We start from the raw sequence: 17,055 nt of genomic DNA on the forward strand, positions 1-17,055 counted from the left end.
GTAGGTTTTGCATAAAAATACGAAATTACGTAGGTTGGGGAGCCAGCCCTGAACCGTGTGCGTGGCGCGAATGCGCCATAGGAGGGTTTCCCTCCGCACCTTTACTGGCGTTTGAGGAACGAAACCCAACATCTATCAGCATTTGTTGGGTTTCGCTTGTGCTACTATTTCCCCAAAACCTACGTAGTATTGATATCCTACTATGTTTATAACGGCTTTATATAGAATTATTAAGCTCCTCTAAAAAACTAGCTTTTGGTAGAGGTAAATGGCGCAGGTAGTTGTTAATTGCCTCTGCGGCTGCAATACCGGAAAGCATTGCACCCTCCACAAGATTGCCACCACACCAATCCCCGCAACATATGAGAGGTACACCTGTGTCAGCGGCTAAATAAGTTGTTTGCAACGGACGGGTGGGAAAAGCGTAGCGCCAGCGATGAACTTGTATCCATTCTGGAGTTTTTAGCCAAGAAAGCTGTAAAGATTCAGCCGCATGGTTTAACAGAAATTCTCCGGCTGGTTGTAAATCTTGGGTTTGGTCATGGTGTAAGGCAAAAGCAGCACTACTTTGCAGAACAAAAACGGGTTGTTGGGGGTTGGAACGTTTGCTACTATCTAAACCAATCCATGCCAAATACTTGTCCTCAACAAAAGTTACTGCTTTCCACTCTGTTGGGGGTTGTAATGTTGATGAATATCCGGCGATCGCACTCAAGCAAGGAGAAAATTCCACAGAACGTAGGTTCTCCAGAAATGTTGCCCCCAAGATACTCTCTCCCAAAGGTTCCAACAGCATTAAAGCTTGAGGTGCGGGAATAGCAATAACTACCGATGTTGCTGTTATCTCTTCATCGGAGGTATCCATTGCGAGCCGCCATTTTTTTTCTGGAGTGGGAGTAATTTCTGTTACACGCTTGTTCAGCAAAATTTCCAACCCAGGGGCAAGAAATTTCGCGATCGCACTTATTCCTGTAGGCGCGATATATCGGGGATTGGGTATTGGAGACTGGGGCTGAGGAACTGAGGAATGGGGTTTGAGTTCGTGAACCGTATCTGTCCAAACCTCTAAAATATGGCGCTGGTGTAACAAATCAATAAAACGTTCTAAAAGTTCGCCCTTTGGCTTGAGGTAACACGTCCCGTGATCTGCACAAGTATTAAATAAACGGCGTGTTGCAACTCGTCCCCCCAAACCACGAGATTTTTCTACAACTATTACTGAATATCCAGCCTGACTTAACTGTTGGGCGCAAACTAAACCAGCCATACCGGCACCAATCACTGCAACATCAGTCATTAGTAATCGTCATTTGTCATGGGTCATTTGTCATTATCAACTGGACTTTGGACAAAAAGACTCAGGATCGCAATTCATGAGTCTTAAAAGCTAATAGTAGAATAAAGTACGTACCAAAACTGCATGGAAGGGAGGAAGGGAAATTGGATGAACTAAGGGCAGTTCTAGAACTGGCAACTGAAGAAGAATTGAAAGATTTGACAGCAATTCTTTTTAGTCGTAAGTTTAATCCTCTAGATTACGTTCACACACCTGAGCCTATAGAAGTACAAAGTAAAAGTCGCAAAGCTTGGCTGGATACACTAGAGCAACGCTTTCGTTATTTAGCTGCTGATGGAGTCACAGTCCTGCGAGGACGTACTGGTCAAGTAAGTTACAGACAAGTGCTGGTTCAAGTATGTAAGTATTTAAAAATACCTTATTCCCATGACCTGACCACTGTTGATTTAGAAGCAGAAGTTTTTCTATTTTTGCTCGGACACGTATGGAAAAAACTGCCAGAAAAGGATAAGCAAAAATTCACAGTTCAAGTTCAGCATCAACTTGCTCAATCACAACCAAACCAAACTCTACCACTTTCATTACAGCGAGATCCCCTTGGACTTCTTTTTAAAGGTGGAAGTGCCTTGGCTGTGACTTCCATTATTCAGCCCTTGTTGCTGAAACAACTCGCCCGTCAGTTTGCAATGCACTTTGCTACTTACGAAGTCACCAAACAAGCCGTAGCCAAAGGTTCGGGGGTAGCCGCCAACCAATTTCAAACCTACGTCACTTTGCAAATGGCAAAGCAGGGTATGGCTGTCAGTGCAACTCGTTACAGTGTAGCTCGCAGTATGTTCGCTTTCTTAGGACCGATGATGTGGGCTTGGTTTTTTGCGGACTTGGGATGGAGAGCAATTGCCACCAACTACGGTCGAATTATACCCACCATTTTCACACTCGCTCAGATTCGCCTCACTCGTACTGAATGTTGGGAGTTTGCTTGAAAATTCTTCTTCCCCATCTCAACTTTAGCTTGCAGTCTCGTTGGAAATATACCCTACTGGGACTCGCTATCTTCCCACTAACTCCTCTATTTGGGGCTGTAAGTATGGGTTGGGCTATATTAGGAACTTTGCTGCAACAGTATCGTGCGGTGGTGAGTCGCCCCCTCCACAGGGGGTTTATGCTTCTTAGTGTCTTGCTAATCCTGACAGCTAGCTTTGCCTATAATAAAACTGAAGCTTTCGTAGGGTTGTTTAATTTTTTACCTTACTTTGTCGTTTTTGCCAGTTTTAGTGTTCTGATTCAAACTGTATCTCAATTGCGGCAACTGTCTTGGATGCTGGTCATTACCTCTGTGCCAGTCATAGTCGTTGGCTTGGGACAGTTGCTTTTAGGATGGGCAACTCCTCCCCAGGGATGGATAGGTTTTTTGGGTTGGGCGATCGCACCTGGAGGAGAACCACCAGGTCGGATGTCTTCTATATTTATGTACGCCAACAGCTTAGCCGGCTACTTAATAATAGTTTTCATTCTAGAATTGGGCTTGTGGGTGGAACATTGGCGGTTGGGGATTGGCGAGACAAGGGAGACAAGGGAGACAAGGGAGCATTTTCTACCTTGTCTACCCCTTCTACCTTGTCTACCCTCTCTCCCCTTCCTCTTCCTAACTTTGGCGATTATTCTCAATCTTGTCGCACTCATTTTGACTAACTCGCGCAACGCTTGGGCAATTGCGATTTTTGCCTGTTTGGCTTATGCCTTGTATCAGGGATGGCGCATTCTTGTCGCTACTGTTTCGGGTGTAGCGGCGAGCGTGCTTTTAGCTGCTTTTGCTCCAACACCTATTGCTTTGTTGTTCCGTCAGTTTATTCCTCGTTTCTTTTGGGCGCGGTTGAATGACGAACTTTATCCAGATAGACCGGTGGCTTTACTCCGCAAAACGCAATGGCAATTTGCTATATCGATGGCTCAGGATCGCCCCTGGACTGGTTGGGGATTGCGAAACTTTACCGTACTTTATGAAGCAAAGATGCAAATTTGGTTGGGGCATCCTCATAGCTTGTTTTTAATGCTGTTTGCCGAGATCGGTTTGCCTGCGACTCTTTTTTTCTGTGGTTTATTGTGCTGGATATTTGTTGGTGGTGTCCAACTTTTGCAAAATTCAAAGTACGTAGAGGCGAAAGACAAAACAATTCTGTTCAGTTACCTTGTTTTCTTCATTGGTTGGGTACTATTTAATACCGTAGATGTCAGTTTATTTGATTTTCGATTGAACGTTATTTCTTGGTTGCTATTTGCTGCTCTTTCTGGAGTGGTGTATCACTACAACCAACAGCATAAGATCGCAAATGAGAAGAATTAACAGCCCTTTCTTCAGAAAAAACACTGAGGTAAATTAAATCAATAGTTAATAATATAACTTTAAGCACGTCTGTGCCTATGTGACTAATTCCACGTTAGTCATTGTTGCTGATTGTTGGGAAGATGTAGGAACACTTCTTTTTGATGTTTTCCTGCATAACGGGCATCTCTTGGAGATGCCCTTATTTTTTGGTTGGTGGTTAATTGTTAGTTGTTGGTGGTTGGTAGTGAGTGGTTTTCTACTTGTAAGATAGGTGTGAGTGGAAATTTACAGGATACCTAGGTAATCATCAACCGCGTATACCATAACGGCTGAAAAAACCTGTATACCTTCTGCTCTCTGCTTTTTTTCAACTCAGCCAATTTCTATGTTTACAACAGATGATTTTCTTCAGTACACCCAATGGTCTGGTATCGCAACATTAGCGTTTGCCGGTTTGGTGATTTTGGCTTTTGTTTTCAAATGGGGTATCCGCTTTCGTCTGGTGGGTGCTACTGGTTTTATGCTTGTAGTTACAGGCGGACTATTTGCTCTCTCGTTAGCACCCTTAACTCGTACTGTCATTCCGGATGCCTTACGCTACAGCTTGGTATATGATAACGGGGGTCCGCAAACAGTGATTGCTCTTCCGCCCGCAGAAATTACTCCATCACAATTAGAAGCAACTTTACGTCAAGCAGCCAGCGATTTGTATTCTTACGGTCGTTTAGGTGCATTAAGTGATAACCAGTTGACTGTTCGAGCGCGAACTATCATACACCCAGAAAAAGGTGTTTCCGTTCCTCTTTATTTGGGTCAGGTTAGAAGATCTCTTGCTAAACGTGAAGACCAGCAAATGGCGATCGAGATTTACGAAGATAAATTGGCTCAGTTACCTCAGCCTACTGCGTGAAAAGTACATTGAGTCAAACCTCTCACTCTCGTTCCCATGCTCTGCATGGGAATGCTTTTGCTTCGAGGCTCTGCCTCCCGTATTCAGGCTACCACACCGGGCAGTAGCCCAAGCGATCGCGTTCTCAGCTTGAGTCTGGGAACATAGAGATTGACGGATCTTTCTGTATAAAGCAAAATTTTTTTGTGTTTAGAAAACCTAATATTATTTTTTGTTAAGATATAAGTCTAAAGATTATTCAGGGTATAGCGAAACTTTGTTCGGACTATAATGGTAATCTTCTAGCGAGAAGAGATAGAAACAATTCACATCAATCGTGTAGTAAAAAAAGTTCCCACAAGTATCTAGAAATGTTACTTTCATAGTTAGTGATATGTCTAATCAATTGACGGAAAAGTTGTCTACTCCAAACTCTAGCTCGTTATTCACCCTCTGTGTAGCCCCAGCAAAAGTCTTAAGAGGGTCGAACATTTTAGCTCAAGCTACAGATGCGATCTCTACCTTAGGAAGTCGTCCCTTAATTGTGGGAGGAAATGCTTTACGACAAGCTGCATCGGGTCAAAGTACTTCTGCGCTCCAACTCCACTTGCAACCACTTTTGCAGCACAAGCAGTTACAGAATGTAACTGCTTATTACACCCCTGATTGTAGTGAAGCGAGCTTGAAATCTTTGCAAAAAGCAGCAAAAGAACATAAAGCCGATGTCATTATTGGTGTTGGTGGTGGTAAGGCATTAGATACAGCTAAATTACTAGCCCACCAATTGCAGTTACCAGTAGTCACAATTCCTACTTCAGCTGCCACCTGTGCTGCTTGGACAGCACTATCCAACGTGTATTCTCATGAAGGTGCTTTTCTCTACGATGTAGCGCTTGAACGGTGTCCCGATTTGCTCGTACTAGATTACGATTTAGTGCAAACTGCCCCCCAACACACACTTATAGCTGGTATTGGAGATGCACTAGCCAAGTGGTATGAAGCTTCTGTCAGTAGCGGACACTCAGAACAAACTTTGATTATTGCCGCAGTTCAACAAGCGCGAGTGTTAAGAGATATACTCTTCCAAAAATCCGGCACTGCCATTAAACAATTAGGTAGCGAAGCTTGGCGAGAAGTTGTAGATGCTACAGTTTTACTTGCGGGTGTAATTGGGGGACTTGGAGGCGCACAATGTCGGACTGTCGCCGCCCATGCCGTACATAACGGTTTGACTCACATTTCCAAAGGGAGCGGCAGCATTCACGGTGACAAAGTTGCCTATGGTATTTTGGTTCAACTGCGTTTGGAAGAAATGATACAGGGCAATCAGCTAGCAACGGCAGCAAGACAACAGTTATTGAAGTTTTATGCAGAGATTGGCTTACCCCAAAAACTGAATGATTTGGGATTGGGGAACATCACACTGACACAATTACAAACTGCGGCTGAAATTGCGCTGGCTCCAAATTCTGATATTCACAGACTACCGTTCAAAGTTTCGCTAGAACAATTGATGGCAGCGATGGTTTCTACCACTGCACCGGTAGAAGGAAATCGTATTCCTATAAGTTTGACGCAAAGCGCGGAAAAAGTTGAGTAGTCTCAGCATATAATTCATAATTCATAATTCATAATTCATAATTCATAATTCTTTCGATGACTTTAGATTGGATTGTCCCAGCTAACCGCGTACAGAAATTACCGCCCTACGTATTTGCCCGTCTAGATGAACTCAAGGCTAAAGCACGGGAACAAGGGCTGGATCTCATTGATTTGGGCATGGGAAACCCAGATGGTGCAACACCGCAGCCAGTGGTAGAAGCGGCAATGAAAGCTTTGCAAAATCCTGCAAATCATGGCTATCCTCCTTTTGAGGGAACTGCTAGTTTTCGCCGTGCTATTACTAGCTGGTATCAAAGGCGTTATGGAGTGGATTTAGATCCTGATAGCGAAGCATTGCCTTTACTTGGATCTAAAGAAGGATTGGGGCATCTTGCTATGGCTTATATCAATCCAGGTGATTTGGTTTTAGTTCCCTCTCCTGCTTATCCCGCGCATTTCCGGGGTCCTGTCATAGCTGGCGGGACAATCCACAGTTTAATTCTTAAGCCAGAAAATGATTGGCTGATCGATCTAGCGGCAATTCCTGACTCTGTAGCCGAACAAGCAAAAATTCTCTACTTTAATTATCCTAGCAATCCTACGGCGGCGACTGCACCACCCGAATTTTTTACAGAAATTGTCGCTTTTGCTCGGAAGTACGAGATTTTATTGGTACACGATCTGTGTTACGCTGAATTGGCTTTTGATGGTTATCAACCAACAAGTTTGTTAGAAATTCCAGGTGCAAAAGAAATTGGGGTTGAGTTTCATACCCTTTCTAAGACTTATAATATGGCGGGTTGGCGTGTTGGTTTTGTTGTAGGCAATCGTCATATTATTCAAGGTTTGCGAACGTTAAAAACTAACTTGGATTATGGTATTTTTGCGGCATTGCAAACTGCTGCAGAAGCAGCTTTACAACTCCCTGATGAGTATTTGTATGAGGTGCAAGAACGGTATCGCAGCCGCCGTGATTTTTTAATTCAAGGTTTGGGAAAGTTAGGTTGGGATATTCCTAAAACTAGGGCGACGATGTATCTGTGGGTTCCTTGTCCTACTGGCATCAGTTCTACGGATTTTGCCTTGAGTGTATTGCAGCAAACTGGTGTTGTTGTGACACCTGGTAACGCTTTTGGGGTTGCCGGGGAAGGGTATGTAAGAATCAGTCTAATTTTGGATTGCGATCGCTTGGGTGAGGCTTTAGAAAGATTTAAACAAGCGGGTATTTACTATTCTTAAGAGTCAGGAGTCGGGTTAGGGTTAGGGAAGACTGTTGGCTTGCCTTTCTCTAATCTTTAAAAACCGCAGAGGACGCAGAGGACGCAGAGGGAAGAGAGAGTGGAGATTTTTCTCGAATGATTTATGATGGCTGTATAATTCTTGCGTGGGATGGCAGTCACAAGAGTATAAAGCTAGGATAGGGAATCAACCCAGTTTTTGTTTGAAACTTACTTTGTTGTTGTGATTAATCAACACTCGGAAACTATTCTTAACGCTCAATTTGAAAAAGCGTCAGATCGGGGCTATAAATTTACTTGGTTCGATTGGTTTTGTTTGTGGTATCCTCCTGGTTGGCTCATCTTATTTAACCGCCACTGGCAGCACTATCATGCAGATCCGGATGGTTGGAATTGGCTGGAGTATCTCTTGTTTCTAATTCCTGGGGGGTTTTATATAGCGTTGTTCATTCGTTGGTTGCGTCTTGGCTGTCGTTTCCCACAGAGTAAGATGGTGGAATTTGACCCAAATTATCAACAAGTGTTTCGAGATGAAATTCTCGATCGTATCGTTAAATATTATTTTCGTGGTGAGTTACAACAAATTGAAAATTTGCCGCAAACAGGCTCGATGATTGTGGCAATGAATCATGCAGGAATGTGTTTTCCTTGGGATATTGTGACGTTAGGTTACCTTTTAAGTAAATTAAGAGGATGGGTAGTACAACCATTAGCTGGGGTATCTTTGTTCGATCATGCTTGGATCAATTGGTGGCTACCATCAGGATGGACAAAGATTTTAGGTGCTGTAAGAGCAGAGTTAGATGATTTTGAAGCTGCTGTACAAGAACGCACAATTCTCCTCTATGCACCAGAAGGTTTACGCGGACCTAGAAAAGGTTGGGTAAAACGCTATCAATTGGAACCGTTTGATTTGAGTTTTATTCGGCTCAGTCAGCGCTATGAAATTCCTATATTGCCTGTGATTTGCATTGGTAGTGAAAACTTACATCCTTGGACATTTAATATTAGAAAGCTACAAAAGCTATTCAAGTTGCCATTTTTGCCTATCTCCCCTTTAATGCCAATATTTATTCTTTTTCCCTCAATGGGAGTTTGGGCAATGAGGAGTCGTTTGCGTTACTTTATTCAGCCCTTGCATAGAGTAGAAGGCGATCGCAATCAAACAGAAAGAGCAGTTGCTTATCAAAAAGCACAACAGTTAAAAGAAAAAATCCAAGCTCAAATCATCCAAATAAAGACTTCAACTAAAAATTGATTATCTTATAAGGATAATTGTAGGTTGGGTTGAGGAACGAAACCCAACAAACGTTGCGAGAATGTTGGGTTTCGTTCCTCAACCCAACCTACATCGTATTATCTGATAAAAGAGCAAAAACTTGAGGTTCGTCTGTCTGCTCGGTAGTTTTGAGGAGTTGTTCCTGTTACCAGGCGAAACTGCGTGCTGAAGTAGGCATGGCTGTTAAAACCTACTTGGTAAGCAATTTCAATAATTGGTAGTTCTGTCTTCTCCAATAACTGCTTTGCTTGGCTGATGCGATGGTGAATCAAATACTTAAGAGGAGTTTGTCCAGTGGTTTTCTTGAACATACGTGAAAAGTGAACGGGGCTGTAGCCCACAATTTTTGCCATATCCGCAATTGAAATATTCTTTGTCCCTTCTGCTGCAATGAAATCCCGCACTTTTGTTAAGTGTCGAATGGAGAGTTTACCTGTAGTTAGAGGCTTAGTAAAATTGTTGGCGTAATTATTAACCAAATGAGATACTAATACATTTAGCGTAGATTCAATAAGTAACTCACTGGCTTTTCCATAACGCAAGCGCTCGTTGCGGATAGTTGCTGCTAATTGTAGTATAAACGGGTCGTCGGCAATTTTTAGCTCCCCCAAACAAAGCGATCGCCCCCTATCGGATTCAGGTATTGCTTGGGTAATCCAATGGGGTGTCAGGTAAAAATTCATCAATTCACTAGTCCGTTCAACCACTAATCCGTGCGGTTGTTCGTTCGGTACTATGTAGCATTGTCCCACTCTAACTTGCCCTTGCATTTGCCGTCCTGTTGCTGTGTGCCAACTACAAAAAAGATGCCCGTTATCGAACACAACGGTTATTTGATAAGGAATATGCTCGTGTTCGCCAAGGTGATTGGGTTGCAGATTAGCATTGAACAGCCCTGTGCCATCGTTATCCAACCTCAGATATTGGTGCAGGATACCGCGATCGTTGTGATGTAAGGTTTTCTGACCAGTGTTTGGATCGATCAACATACCTCTAAATATGGAAGAAATTGGACTTAGAAATAAATCGCGATGGGATATTGAAAATCATGATAAATATTTGAAAGATTTTTGACTTTGGGTATCTTAAACTAACCTTGAGTAATTTTTGCCAAATTTAAGGTAGCTTTTACCTTGAGGGAGTAAGCATATGATCGCTCAAGCGAAAACAGTCGCGATTGTTACAGGCGCTTCAAGAGGTATTGGAGCCGAGATTGCTAAAAAACTTGCCTCCAATGGTTTTGCTGTGGTAGTTAACTACGCGGGTAATAAGCAAAAAGCTGATGAAGTCGTTAATGCCATTAAAGCCACAGGCGGGGAAGCAATTTCAGTTCAAGGGGATGTGTCCAACTCCAAAGATGTTGCCTATTTGTTTGATATGGCTGAGCAAGAATTTGGTGGCATTGATGTCTTGGTGAATAATGCAGGTATTCAAACCCCAACGGCTATTAATATTGCCGATACTGACGATGATTTGTATGACCGAATTTTCAATACAAATACTCGTGGTACGTTCTTTCTTTTGCGACAAGCTGCTAAGCGATTGCGTGAAGGCGGACACATCGTTAACTTTTCAACCAGTGCGGTTGGTTTAGCTATGCCCGGTTATGCCGTTTATGCTGGCTCAAAGGCTGCTGTTGAAGTCTTTACCAACATTATGGCTAAGGAACTCAGGGGACGAAATATTACTGTCAATGCGATCGCACCCGGACCTACCGCTACCGATCTGTTCTATCAGGGCAAGTCTGAGGAATTGATCCAGAAATTTGCTCAACAAGCACCTTTAGAGCGATTGGGACAACCAGAAGATATTGCTAACGCTGTCGCTTTCTTGGTTAGTCCTACAGGAAGTTGGATCAATGGTCAAACTATCCGCGTGAATGGCGGCATTGTTTAGGTCGAACTTTCGTCTCTCGTTCCGGTGGTTCTCGTCTGTCTCTCGTTCCCAGGTTGTACCTGGGAATGCAGTGATTGAGGCTCTGCCTCGTTTTCATCGCAGGAGGCGGAGCCTCTAGAAAGGCATTACCAGGCTCCGCCTGGTAACGAGAACAAGGAGAAACTATGGATTCATTTCGGGTGTAGACGTTCCAAAGCGATACCCTTTGCCATAAACAGTGTGAATTAAAGGGGTTTCACCAGTCTGTTCAATTTTCCGCCGTAGCAAACGAATCAGTGCTGCAATTACATTACTGCTGGGTTGTTCGCCTTCTTTCCACAAATGTTGCAAAATTTGCGCGTGAGTCAGCAATTGTCCGGTATTTTCCATAAAATACTGTAAAAGCTGGCTTTCTTTTTCCGACAGTTCGATCGCTCTTCCTTGACGGTAAGCAACTTGGTTATCGACATCAAGTTCTAGATCCGCTACAGTTAACTTTTGACTGGTTGCACTGTAAGGCTGCGAACCAGAACGACGCAACAAAGCACGGACTCGTGCCAGTAACTCGCGTAATTCAAACGGTTTCACCAAATAATCATCCGCGCCGACATCTAAACCTTGTACTCGGTCATCCAAAGTATCCTTAGCAGTTAGAAACAGAACGGGAGTGGTTTTACCTTCGCGTCGCAATTCCTGACAAATCTCCAATCCTGTCTTTCCTGGTAGCATCCAATCTAAAATCAGCAGATCGTAATTGCCGTCCTGCACCAGTTGACTACCACTTGTTCCGTCATAAACAGCATCAACACTATATCCCTCACGAGTTAACACGCGAGTCAAGGGGTCAGTGAGTTCAATTTCATCATCAACTACCAAAATTCGCATAGCACGTCGTTATTTTGGATTTTGGATTTTGGATTTTGGATTTTGGATTTTGGATTTTTGGATTTTGGATTTTGGATTTTGGATTGGGGGATGCGTGGATTTGGGATTTGGGATGCGTGGATTTGGGATTTGGGATTTGGGATTTGGGATTTGGGATTGGAAAATATGTTCGGGAAACTGATATCCTACAAATTTGAGCTTAACTAGTAACCATACAATCTAAAATCCCCATATGCTTACTGTTGCACTACCAAAAGGCGAACTTCTTAAAAATAGCATCCGCATACTGCAAGATGTGGGATTGGACTTTAGTGCTTTTTTGGATTCAGGTAACCGCCAACTTCAGATTACTGACTCTAGCGGACAAGCGAAAGGGTTATTAGTACGAGCGCAGGATGTGCCGGTTTATGTAGAATACGGTCAGGCACAGTTGGGTATTGTTGGTTACGACGTACTGCGGGAGAAAAAACCGCAAGTGGCTCATCTAGTTGATTTGCAGTTTGGACATTGCCGGATGTCGGTGGCGGTGAAACAGTCAAGCCCTTATCGTTCGGCATTGGAGTTACCCCCTCATGGTCGAGTCGCTTCCAAGTATGTCAACTGTGCTCGTGAATATTTTTACAGTTTGGATTTTCCTGTAGAAATTGTACCGTTATCTGGTTCTGTGGAACTAGGTCCGATTATGGGAATGTCAGAGGCAATTGTCGATTTGGTTTCCACAGGGCGAACTTTGCGCGAGAATGGTTTGGTTGAAATTGCAACCCTGTATGAAAGTACGGCTAGGTTAATTGCCCATCCTTTGAGTTACCGCCTCAATACGGGTAATTTACTTGAGTTGGTTGAGAAATTGCGGAGTAGGGGTTAAGGGCTATCAAAATATAATCCCCGTCATTGGCATTCTTTCTCATATCCCACGCCCGCTCTCATCCCACTCCTTCAGATGATAAACAAGCAACTGTAAGAATTTGGGACTCATCAATCTGTCGTTGCTTCTTCTGCAAGAGCAAGTGTTTCATCGTAGAGTTGATTGCTAATCCGAAAATTTGCTTCACCAATCAACCGTTCTAGAACCGAACGAACAACAGGAATTAAACCTTGACGTTTTGCAGCAAGTAACACACCCAGAATGCCAGTAATTCTTAATCCCTGTCGTTTTGCTTCTGTCCGTCCCAAACGCTCATCTATCAGTAGTTGGGTTGCCTGCAACTCAATCGCCAGCACAATGGCATTTGCCTCACCAGGATCGAGCCTACGTTCACGTTCCAATATCATTACCTGGGTTCGATCGCTCACCGAGCGAACATTCAACCAATCAGCCGTTATCACAGTCTGGGTTACAGGATGATTTTCACCATTTGCAAGAAGTTCAATATAAACCGCATCTGGAATCACAATTGTTCCAAATAGTTGAGGGAGCAAATCAACATGACCAACCACAATCAAATTAGCGATCGGTGAAGTATCACTAACGATAATCACAACAACCCCAATTCCTGCAAATTCTTCACATCCTCATATAATTCATCTACATCATAATGAACACAAAGATTCTTCTTTGCCAGAAGAGCCTGAAATTCCAGTTGGGTCATCCCCAAAAAACGACTAGCACTACCTAAAGTAATTTTCTCACGCTGAAACAGCAACAGCACTAATTCCTGTAAAAGTTCTGATTCGGAAAGTCCAGAAGCTTGAACTAGTTCATCAGAAATGATAAAACTCATGGGAAGGAGTAAGAAAGTTATGACTCTAGTAGTATATCTGTTATCCAAGTATGGTGGCGATTGTGCCGAGGGAGCAAAGCCACCATAACACGTGTGTCAACCATCACCTGATGGAGGTTAACCAACAAGTACGATCTATCCCTTTTGCATTCAGCCAGCTGGAACTCAGGCTCAATCTCACTGAGGTATGCCTGATTTTAGAAGCTGGCTATTGGATCGATCGTAATTTATACGATGAGGTGTTGCAACAAGTAGGAGAGTAGTCAGTTGCAGTACTAGAAGCCGTGGGTAAGGAGTCAGCAACCCCCGGCTTCAATAATAATCATTATAAAAAATTTACATATTTCAACACGAATCGTGAAAAACATCCGGCAAAAGTGTTAAAACTTAAAAGAACTTTCAAAATACAGAGAGAAGTCACTTTTGCAAGCTATAAATAGAGGAAACTACAGAGTTACTTCTGTAAATTTATTTAAAGATTTATGAAAACCGAGACAACTTATGATGAAGTGGCAAGGTTAGAAGCCCTCCGTCGATATCAAATTCTCGATACCGAGCCAGAAGAAGCATATGATAATATTGCCAAGCTAGCTGCCCTCATTTGTGAAGCTCCTATTGTTTTGGTTAATTTTATTGATAAGGATCGCCAATGGTTTAAGGCAAAGATAGGTGTTGACTTTACAGAAGTGCCTCGAACTATAGGTTTATCGTACCTGTGCCAAGACAAACAAGATGTGGTAGTCATATCTGATACTCATGCCGATGAAGAGTTAGCAAAGAATCCAGTCGTCACGTCCTACCCCTACGTGAGGTTTTATGCGGGATTTCCCTTAATGACTCCCAAGGGAGATATGGTAGGTACTCTCTGTGTTATCGATCGCATTCCAAGAGAACTGAGCCAGCAACAAATAGAAGCTCTCAAAGCCTTAAGCCGCCAAGTTATCAGTCAACTGGAACTCAGAGTCAATCTCACTGAGGTATGTCGGTTTGCAGATCAACTTCAGCTGACACAGGAAAAATTAGCACACAGTGAAAATCTTCTCCGTACAATTGTTCAGTCAGAACCAGAATGTGTCAAACTCCTTGCTAAAGATGGCACTCTGTTGGAGATGAACCCAGCAGGACTGGCAATGATTGAGGCTGATTCTCTCAACCAAATTGTGGGAAAGTGCATCTATCCTTTAATTACTGCTGAGCACCGTCAAGCATTTATAGATCTCAAAAATAAGGTTTTTCAGGGTGAATCGGGGATACTGGAATTTGAAATTATTGGACTGAAGGGAAAACGCTGTTGGTTGGAAACTCATGCCGTTCCCTTGCGTAATTCCGATGGAGATATTATTTCGCTGTTAGCAGTCACACGCGATACTACATCTCGCAAGCAAGCAGAACAAGAGCGTCAAAGACTTTTAGAACGAGAACAAATAGCACGGGAACAAAGCGAAGTCGCTCAACGCGAAGCAGAAGCAGCCCGAAACCAAAGTATAAAAATATTAGAAAGTATTACTGATGCCTTCTTTGCCCTAGATAAAGATTGGCGTTTTATCTACGTCAATCGACAAGCAGAACGATTTTTACAAAGCAAGCGGGAAGAATTACTCAATCAGTCTGTATGGGATAAGTTTTCTGAAGCTGTTGATTCTACTTTTTATCACGAATATCACAAAGCAGTCGCCCAACAGGTAAGCGTTTCTTTTGAAGCGTTCTATCCACCACGGAATATTTGGTTTGAAGTTCATGCTTATCCTACTAGCGGAGGGCTTTCCGTATATTTTCAGGACATTACTCAGCGCAAGTACGCTGAAATAGCTCTGCGAGAAAGTGAAGAACGCTGGCAATTGGCTCTACGGGGCAATAATGATGGGATTTGGGACTGGAATATCAAAACCAATGAAGTGTTCTTTTCACCACGTTGGAAGCAAATGCTAGGGTATAAAGACCATGAGGTTTCCAATTATTTGGATGAATGGAGGAAACGAATTCATCCTGATGATTTGGAAGAGGTTATGGAAGGGATCGAGAATCACTTTGCAAAAAAGACATCATATTATATCAGCGAACATCGAATACAGTGCAAAGATGGTTCTTACAAATGGATTCTAGATCGAGGTCAAGCACTTTGGGATGATGCTGGTAATGTCTTGCGAATGGTTGGTTCTCACACAGATATTACAGAACGGAAGCTAGCAGAAGAAGAATTAAAGCATCAAAACAGGCGATCGCAACTTTTTGCCGAAATTACCCTAAAAATTCGTCAATCATTACAAATTGAAGAAATTCTGCAAACAGCAGTCACGGAAGTCCAAAAACTGCTAAAGGCAGATCGAGTTCTTGTCTTCCGTCTTTGGGCAGATGGTTTGGGGAATGTCATGCAAGAGGCTGTTTTACCCGGATTTCCCGTAGTACTGGGAAAAAATCTTCACGATCCGTGCTTTGGTAAAGACTATCAAGAACCATACCGTCAAGGAAGAGTGAGTGCGATCGCCGATATTGAAACAGCAGGGATCCAAGATTGTCACAGGCAATTTCTTGCACAATTTGGTGTAAAATCCAATCTTATTGTACCGATACTGCAACGGGAAAATTTATGGGGTTTGTTGATCGCTCACCAGTGCGATCGCCCGCGACATTGGAGCAATATAGAGATTGAGTTATTACAACAGTTAGCCGATCAAATTGGTATTGCTTTATCACAAGCGCATCTGTTGGAACGAGAAACCCACCAACGTGAGGAACTCGTTCGTTCCAATGCCGAACTAGAACAATTTGCATATGTTGCTTCTCACGATTTACAAGAACCATTGCGAATGGTTACAAGTTACCTACAGCTTTTGGAGCGACGCTACAAAGAGAAACTCGACGGTCAAGCCCATGAATTTATAGCTTATGCTGTAGACGGGGCGCATCGGATGCAAAAACTCATTCAGGATTTATTGAGTTATTCCCGTGTCAGCACTCGCGCACAGCCTTTCAAATTAGTTAAGTCTCAGTCTCTTGTCAAGAGCGCTCTTAACAATCTCAAAATAGCCATAGAAGAAAGTGGTGCAGTCATTACGCAGGATTCATTACCTGAAATTATGGCAGATCCCACACAACTGACACAGTTGTTTCAAAATCTGATTGCAAATGCTATCAAATTCCGCAGCCAGCAAACACCTCAAATTCATATTGGAGTTGAACGTATAGATGAAAAATGGCGATTTGCCGTGAGAGACAATGGAATTGGTATTGAACCCCAGTATGCCGAGCGAATCTTTATTATTTTCCAAAGATTGCATACGAGAGATAAGTATCCCGGCACTGGCATTGGACTGGCAATATGTAAGAAAATTGTGGAACGTCACGGTGGCAACATCTGGGTTGAGTCACAACCAGAACAGGGTACAACTTTCTTCTTTACTATTCCCGATAGGACAGGAAATCGATTGTGAGTATGGAATTAGTTATGCCTATTGAGGTTTTGCTTGTAGAAGACAATCCCGGCGATGTGCAACTAACCCAGATCGCTCTGGAAGATAGTAAAATCTCCGTGAACTTGAATGTAGCACGCGATGGCGTTGAAGCCATGGCTTTTCTACGTAAAGAAGAAAAGTATAAAGGGATGCCAACACCTGATATTATTTTGCTCGATCTTAATTTACCTAGAAAAGATGGGCGAGAGGTGCTAGCAGAAATAAAAGAGGATAGAATTCTTAGAAGAATTCCAGTCGTTGTCCTAACCACGTCTGGTTCAGAAGAAGATGTTCTTAGAGCGTACAATCTCTGTGCAAACTGTTATATTACCAAACCAGTTGACTTTGACCAATTCGTTAAAATCGTACATTCTATCGAAAGCTTCTGGTTTACTGTCGTCAAATTACCACAAGAATGAGGAAGGGGGAGTGAGGAAGTCGGAAAGTGGGGGAAAATAGTTAAATAGGGACTGGGGACTGGGGATTGG

Annotated in this window: 18 protein-coding genes; 13 read left to right on the forward strand and 5 right to left on the reverse strand. The window is 42.9% G+C overall.

The window, feature by feature from the left end; translation table 11 throughout:
• Window positions 1-217 precede the first annotated feature (217 nt).
• Window positions 218-1,297 (reverse strand): FAD-dependent oxidoreductase, encoded by a 1,080-nt coding sequence (locus F7734_RS55445; RefSeq protein ID WP_155752715.1) that lies wholly within the window; start codon window positions 1,295-1,297, stop codon window positions 218-220.
• Window positions 1,298-1,440: 143 nt separating this feature from the next.
• Between F7734_RS55445 and F7734_RS55450 the strand changes: the two genes are divergently transcribed.
• From F7734_RS55450 to F7734_RS55480, 7 genes are all read left to right on the forward strand, one after another.
• Window positions 1,441-2,283 (forward strand): YaaW family protein, encoded by an 843-nt coding sequence (locus tag F7734_RS55450; protein ID WP_155752716.1) that lies wholly within the window; start codon window positions 1,441-1,443, stop codon window positions 2,281-2,283.
• Window positions 2,265-3,644: an O-antigen ligase family protein gene (locus F7734_RS55455; RefSeq protein WP_155752717.1), complete on the forward strand. Its 1,380-nt coding sequence runs from the start codon at window positions 2,265-2,267 to the stop codon at window positions 3,642-3,644. Before F7734_RS55450 ends, F7734_RS55455 begins: the two co-directional genes overlap by 19 nt.
• Window positions 3,645-3,723: 79 nt before the next feature.
• Window positions 3,724-3,897: a hypothetical protein gene (locus F7734_RS55460; RefSeq protein WP_155752718.1), complete on the forward strand. Its 174-nt coding sequence runs from the start codon at window positions 3,724-3,726 to the stop codon at window positions 3,895-3,897.
• A gap of 114 nt (window positions 3,898-4,011) precedes the next feature.
• The gene (locus F7734_RS55465) at window positions 4,012-4,536 is read left to right on the forward strand and encodes a Ycf51 family protein (protein ID WP_155752719.1); all 525 of its coding nucleotides are present in this window, start codon (window positions 4,012-4,014) and stop codon (window positions 4,534-4,536) included.
• A 373-nt stretch (window positions 4,537-4,909) separates the two neighbouring features.
• On the forward strand, window positions 4,910-6,115 hold the full coding sequence (locus tag F7734_RS55470) for an iron-containing alcohol dehydrogenase family protein (RefSeq protein WP_155752720.1): 1,206 nt from the start codon (window positions 4,910-4,912) through the stop codon (window positions 6,113-6,115).
• 56 nt (window positions 6,116-6,171) lie between these two features.
• Window positions 6,172-7,356 (forward strand): aspartate aminotransferase, encoded by a 1,185-nt coding sequence (locus F7734_RS55475; protein WP_155752721.1) that lies wholly within the window; start codon window positions 6,172-6,174, stop codon window positions 7,354-7,356.
• A 222-nt stretch (window positions 7,357-7,578) separates the two neighbouring features.
• Window positions 7,579-8,613 carry a 1-acyl-sn-glycerol-3-phosphate acyltransferase gene (locus F7734_RS55480; protein WP_166482763.1) on the forward strand — a complete coding sequence of 345 codons (1,035 nt, stop codon included), beginning with the start codon at window positions 7,579-7,581 and terminating at the stop codon, window positions 8,611-8,613.
• A 98-nt stretch (window positions 8,614-8,711) separates the two neighbouring features.
• Here F7734_RS55480 and F7734_RS55485 read toward each other — a convergent pair whose 3' ends face one another.
• Complete coding sequence (locus F7734_RS55485; protein ID WP_155752723.1) at window positions 8,712-9,623, reverse strand: AraC family transcriptional regulator; 912 nt, start codon at window positions 9,621-9,623, stop codon at window positions 8,712-8,714.
• A 160-nt stretch (window positions 9,624-9,783) separates the two neighbouring features.
• Here F7734_RS55485 and F7734_RS55490 point away from each other — a divergent pair, with 160 nt between their 5' ends.
• Window positions 9,784-10,530 carry an SDR family oxidoreductase gene (locus tag F7734_RS55490; RefSeq protein ID WP_155752724.1) on the forward strand — a complete coding sequence of 249 codons (747 nt, stop codon included), beginning with the start codon at window positions 9,784-9,786 and terminating at the stop codon, window positions 10,528-10,530.
• 162 nt (window positions 10,531-10,692) lie between these two features.
• On the opposite strand, the gene rppA is transcribed toward F7734_RS55490, so the two are convergent.
• Window positions 10,693-11,394, reverse strand: coding sequence for a two-component system response regulator RppA (gene rppA, locus F7734_RS55495; protein ID WP_155752725.1), 702 nt, complete (start codon window positions 11,392-11,394; stop codon window positions 10,693-10,695).
• 14 nt (window positions 11,395-11,408) lie between these two features.
• Between rppA and F7734_RS55500 the strand changes: the two genes are divergently transcribed.
• Together F7734_RS55500 and hisG are read left to right on the forward strand one after the other, a co-directional pair.
• Window positions 11,409-11,591 (forward strand): hypothetical protein, encoded by a 183-nt coding sequence (locus F7734_RS55500; RefSeq protein ID WP_155752726.1) that lies wholly within the window; start codon window positions 11,409-11,411, stop codon window positions 11,589-11,591.
• Between the two features lie 35 nt (window positions 11,592-11,626).
• On the forward strand, window positions 11,627-12,259 hold the full coding sequence (hisG, locus tag F7734_RS55505; protein ID WP_155752727.1) for an ATP phosphoribosyltransferase: 633 nt from the start codon (window positions 11,627-11,629) through the stop codon (window positions 12,257-12,259).
• Between the two features lie 110 nt (window positions 12,260-12,369).
• Here the strand turns inward: hisG and F7734_RS55510 are convergent, their stop codons facing one another.
• Together F7734_RS55510 and F7734_RS55515 are read right to left on the reverse strand one after the other, a co-directional pair.
• Window positions 12,370-12,873, reverse strand: a complete 504-nt coding sequence (locus tag F7734_RS55510) for a DUF3368 domain-containing protein (RefSeq protein WP_166482764.1) — start codon at window positions 12,871-12,873, stop codon at window positions 12,370-12,372.
• On the reverse strand, window positions 12,870-13,115 hold the full coding sequence (locus tag F7734_RS55515; RefSeq protein ID WP_155752728.1) for a UPF0175 family protein: 246 nt from the start codon (window positions 13,113-13,115) through the stop codon (window positions 12,870-12,872). Before F7734_RS55515 ends, F7734_RS55510 begins: the two co-directional genes overlap by 4 nt.
• Window positions 13,116-13,177: 62 nt before the next feature.
• On the opposite strand from F7734_RS55515, the gene F7734_RS62695 reads away from it, so the two are divergent.
• From F7734_RS62695 to F7734_RS55530, 3 genes are all read left to right on the forward strand, one after another.
• Entirely contained in the window at window positions 13,178-13,378 is a 201-nt protein-coding gene (locus F7734_RS62695) for a hypothetical protein (RefSeq protein ID WP_207714443.1), read from the forward strand.
• Between the two features lie 219 nt (window positions 13,379-13,597).
• Complete coding sequence (locus F7734_RS55525; protein WP_155752729.1) at window positions 13,598-16,546, forward strand: PAS domain S-box protein; 2,949 nt, start codon at window positions 13,598-13,600, stop codon at window positions 16,544-16,546.
• Window positions 16,547-16,548: 2 nt separating this feature from the next.
• Entirely contained in the window at window positions 16,549-16,986 is a 438-nt protein-coding gene (locus F7734_RS55530; RefSeq protein ID WP_155752731.1) for a response regulator, read from the forward strand.
• The last annotated feature ends 69 nt before the right edge of the window (window positions 16,987-17,055 follow it).

It is taken from the genome of Scytonema sp. UIC 10036 (assembly GCF_009725235.1).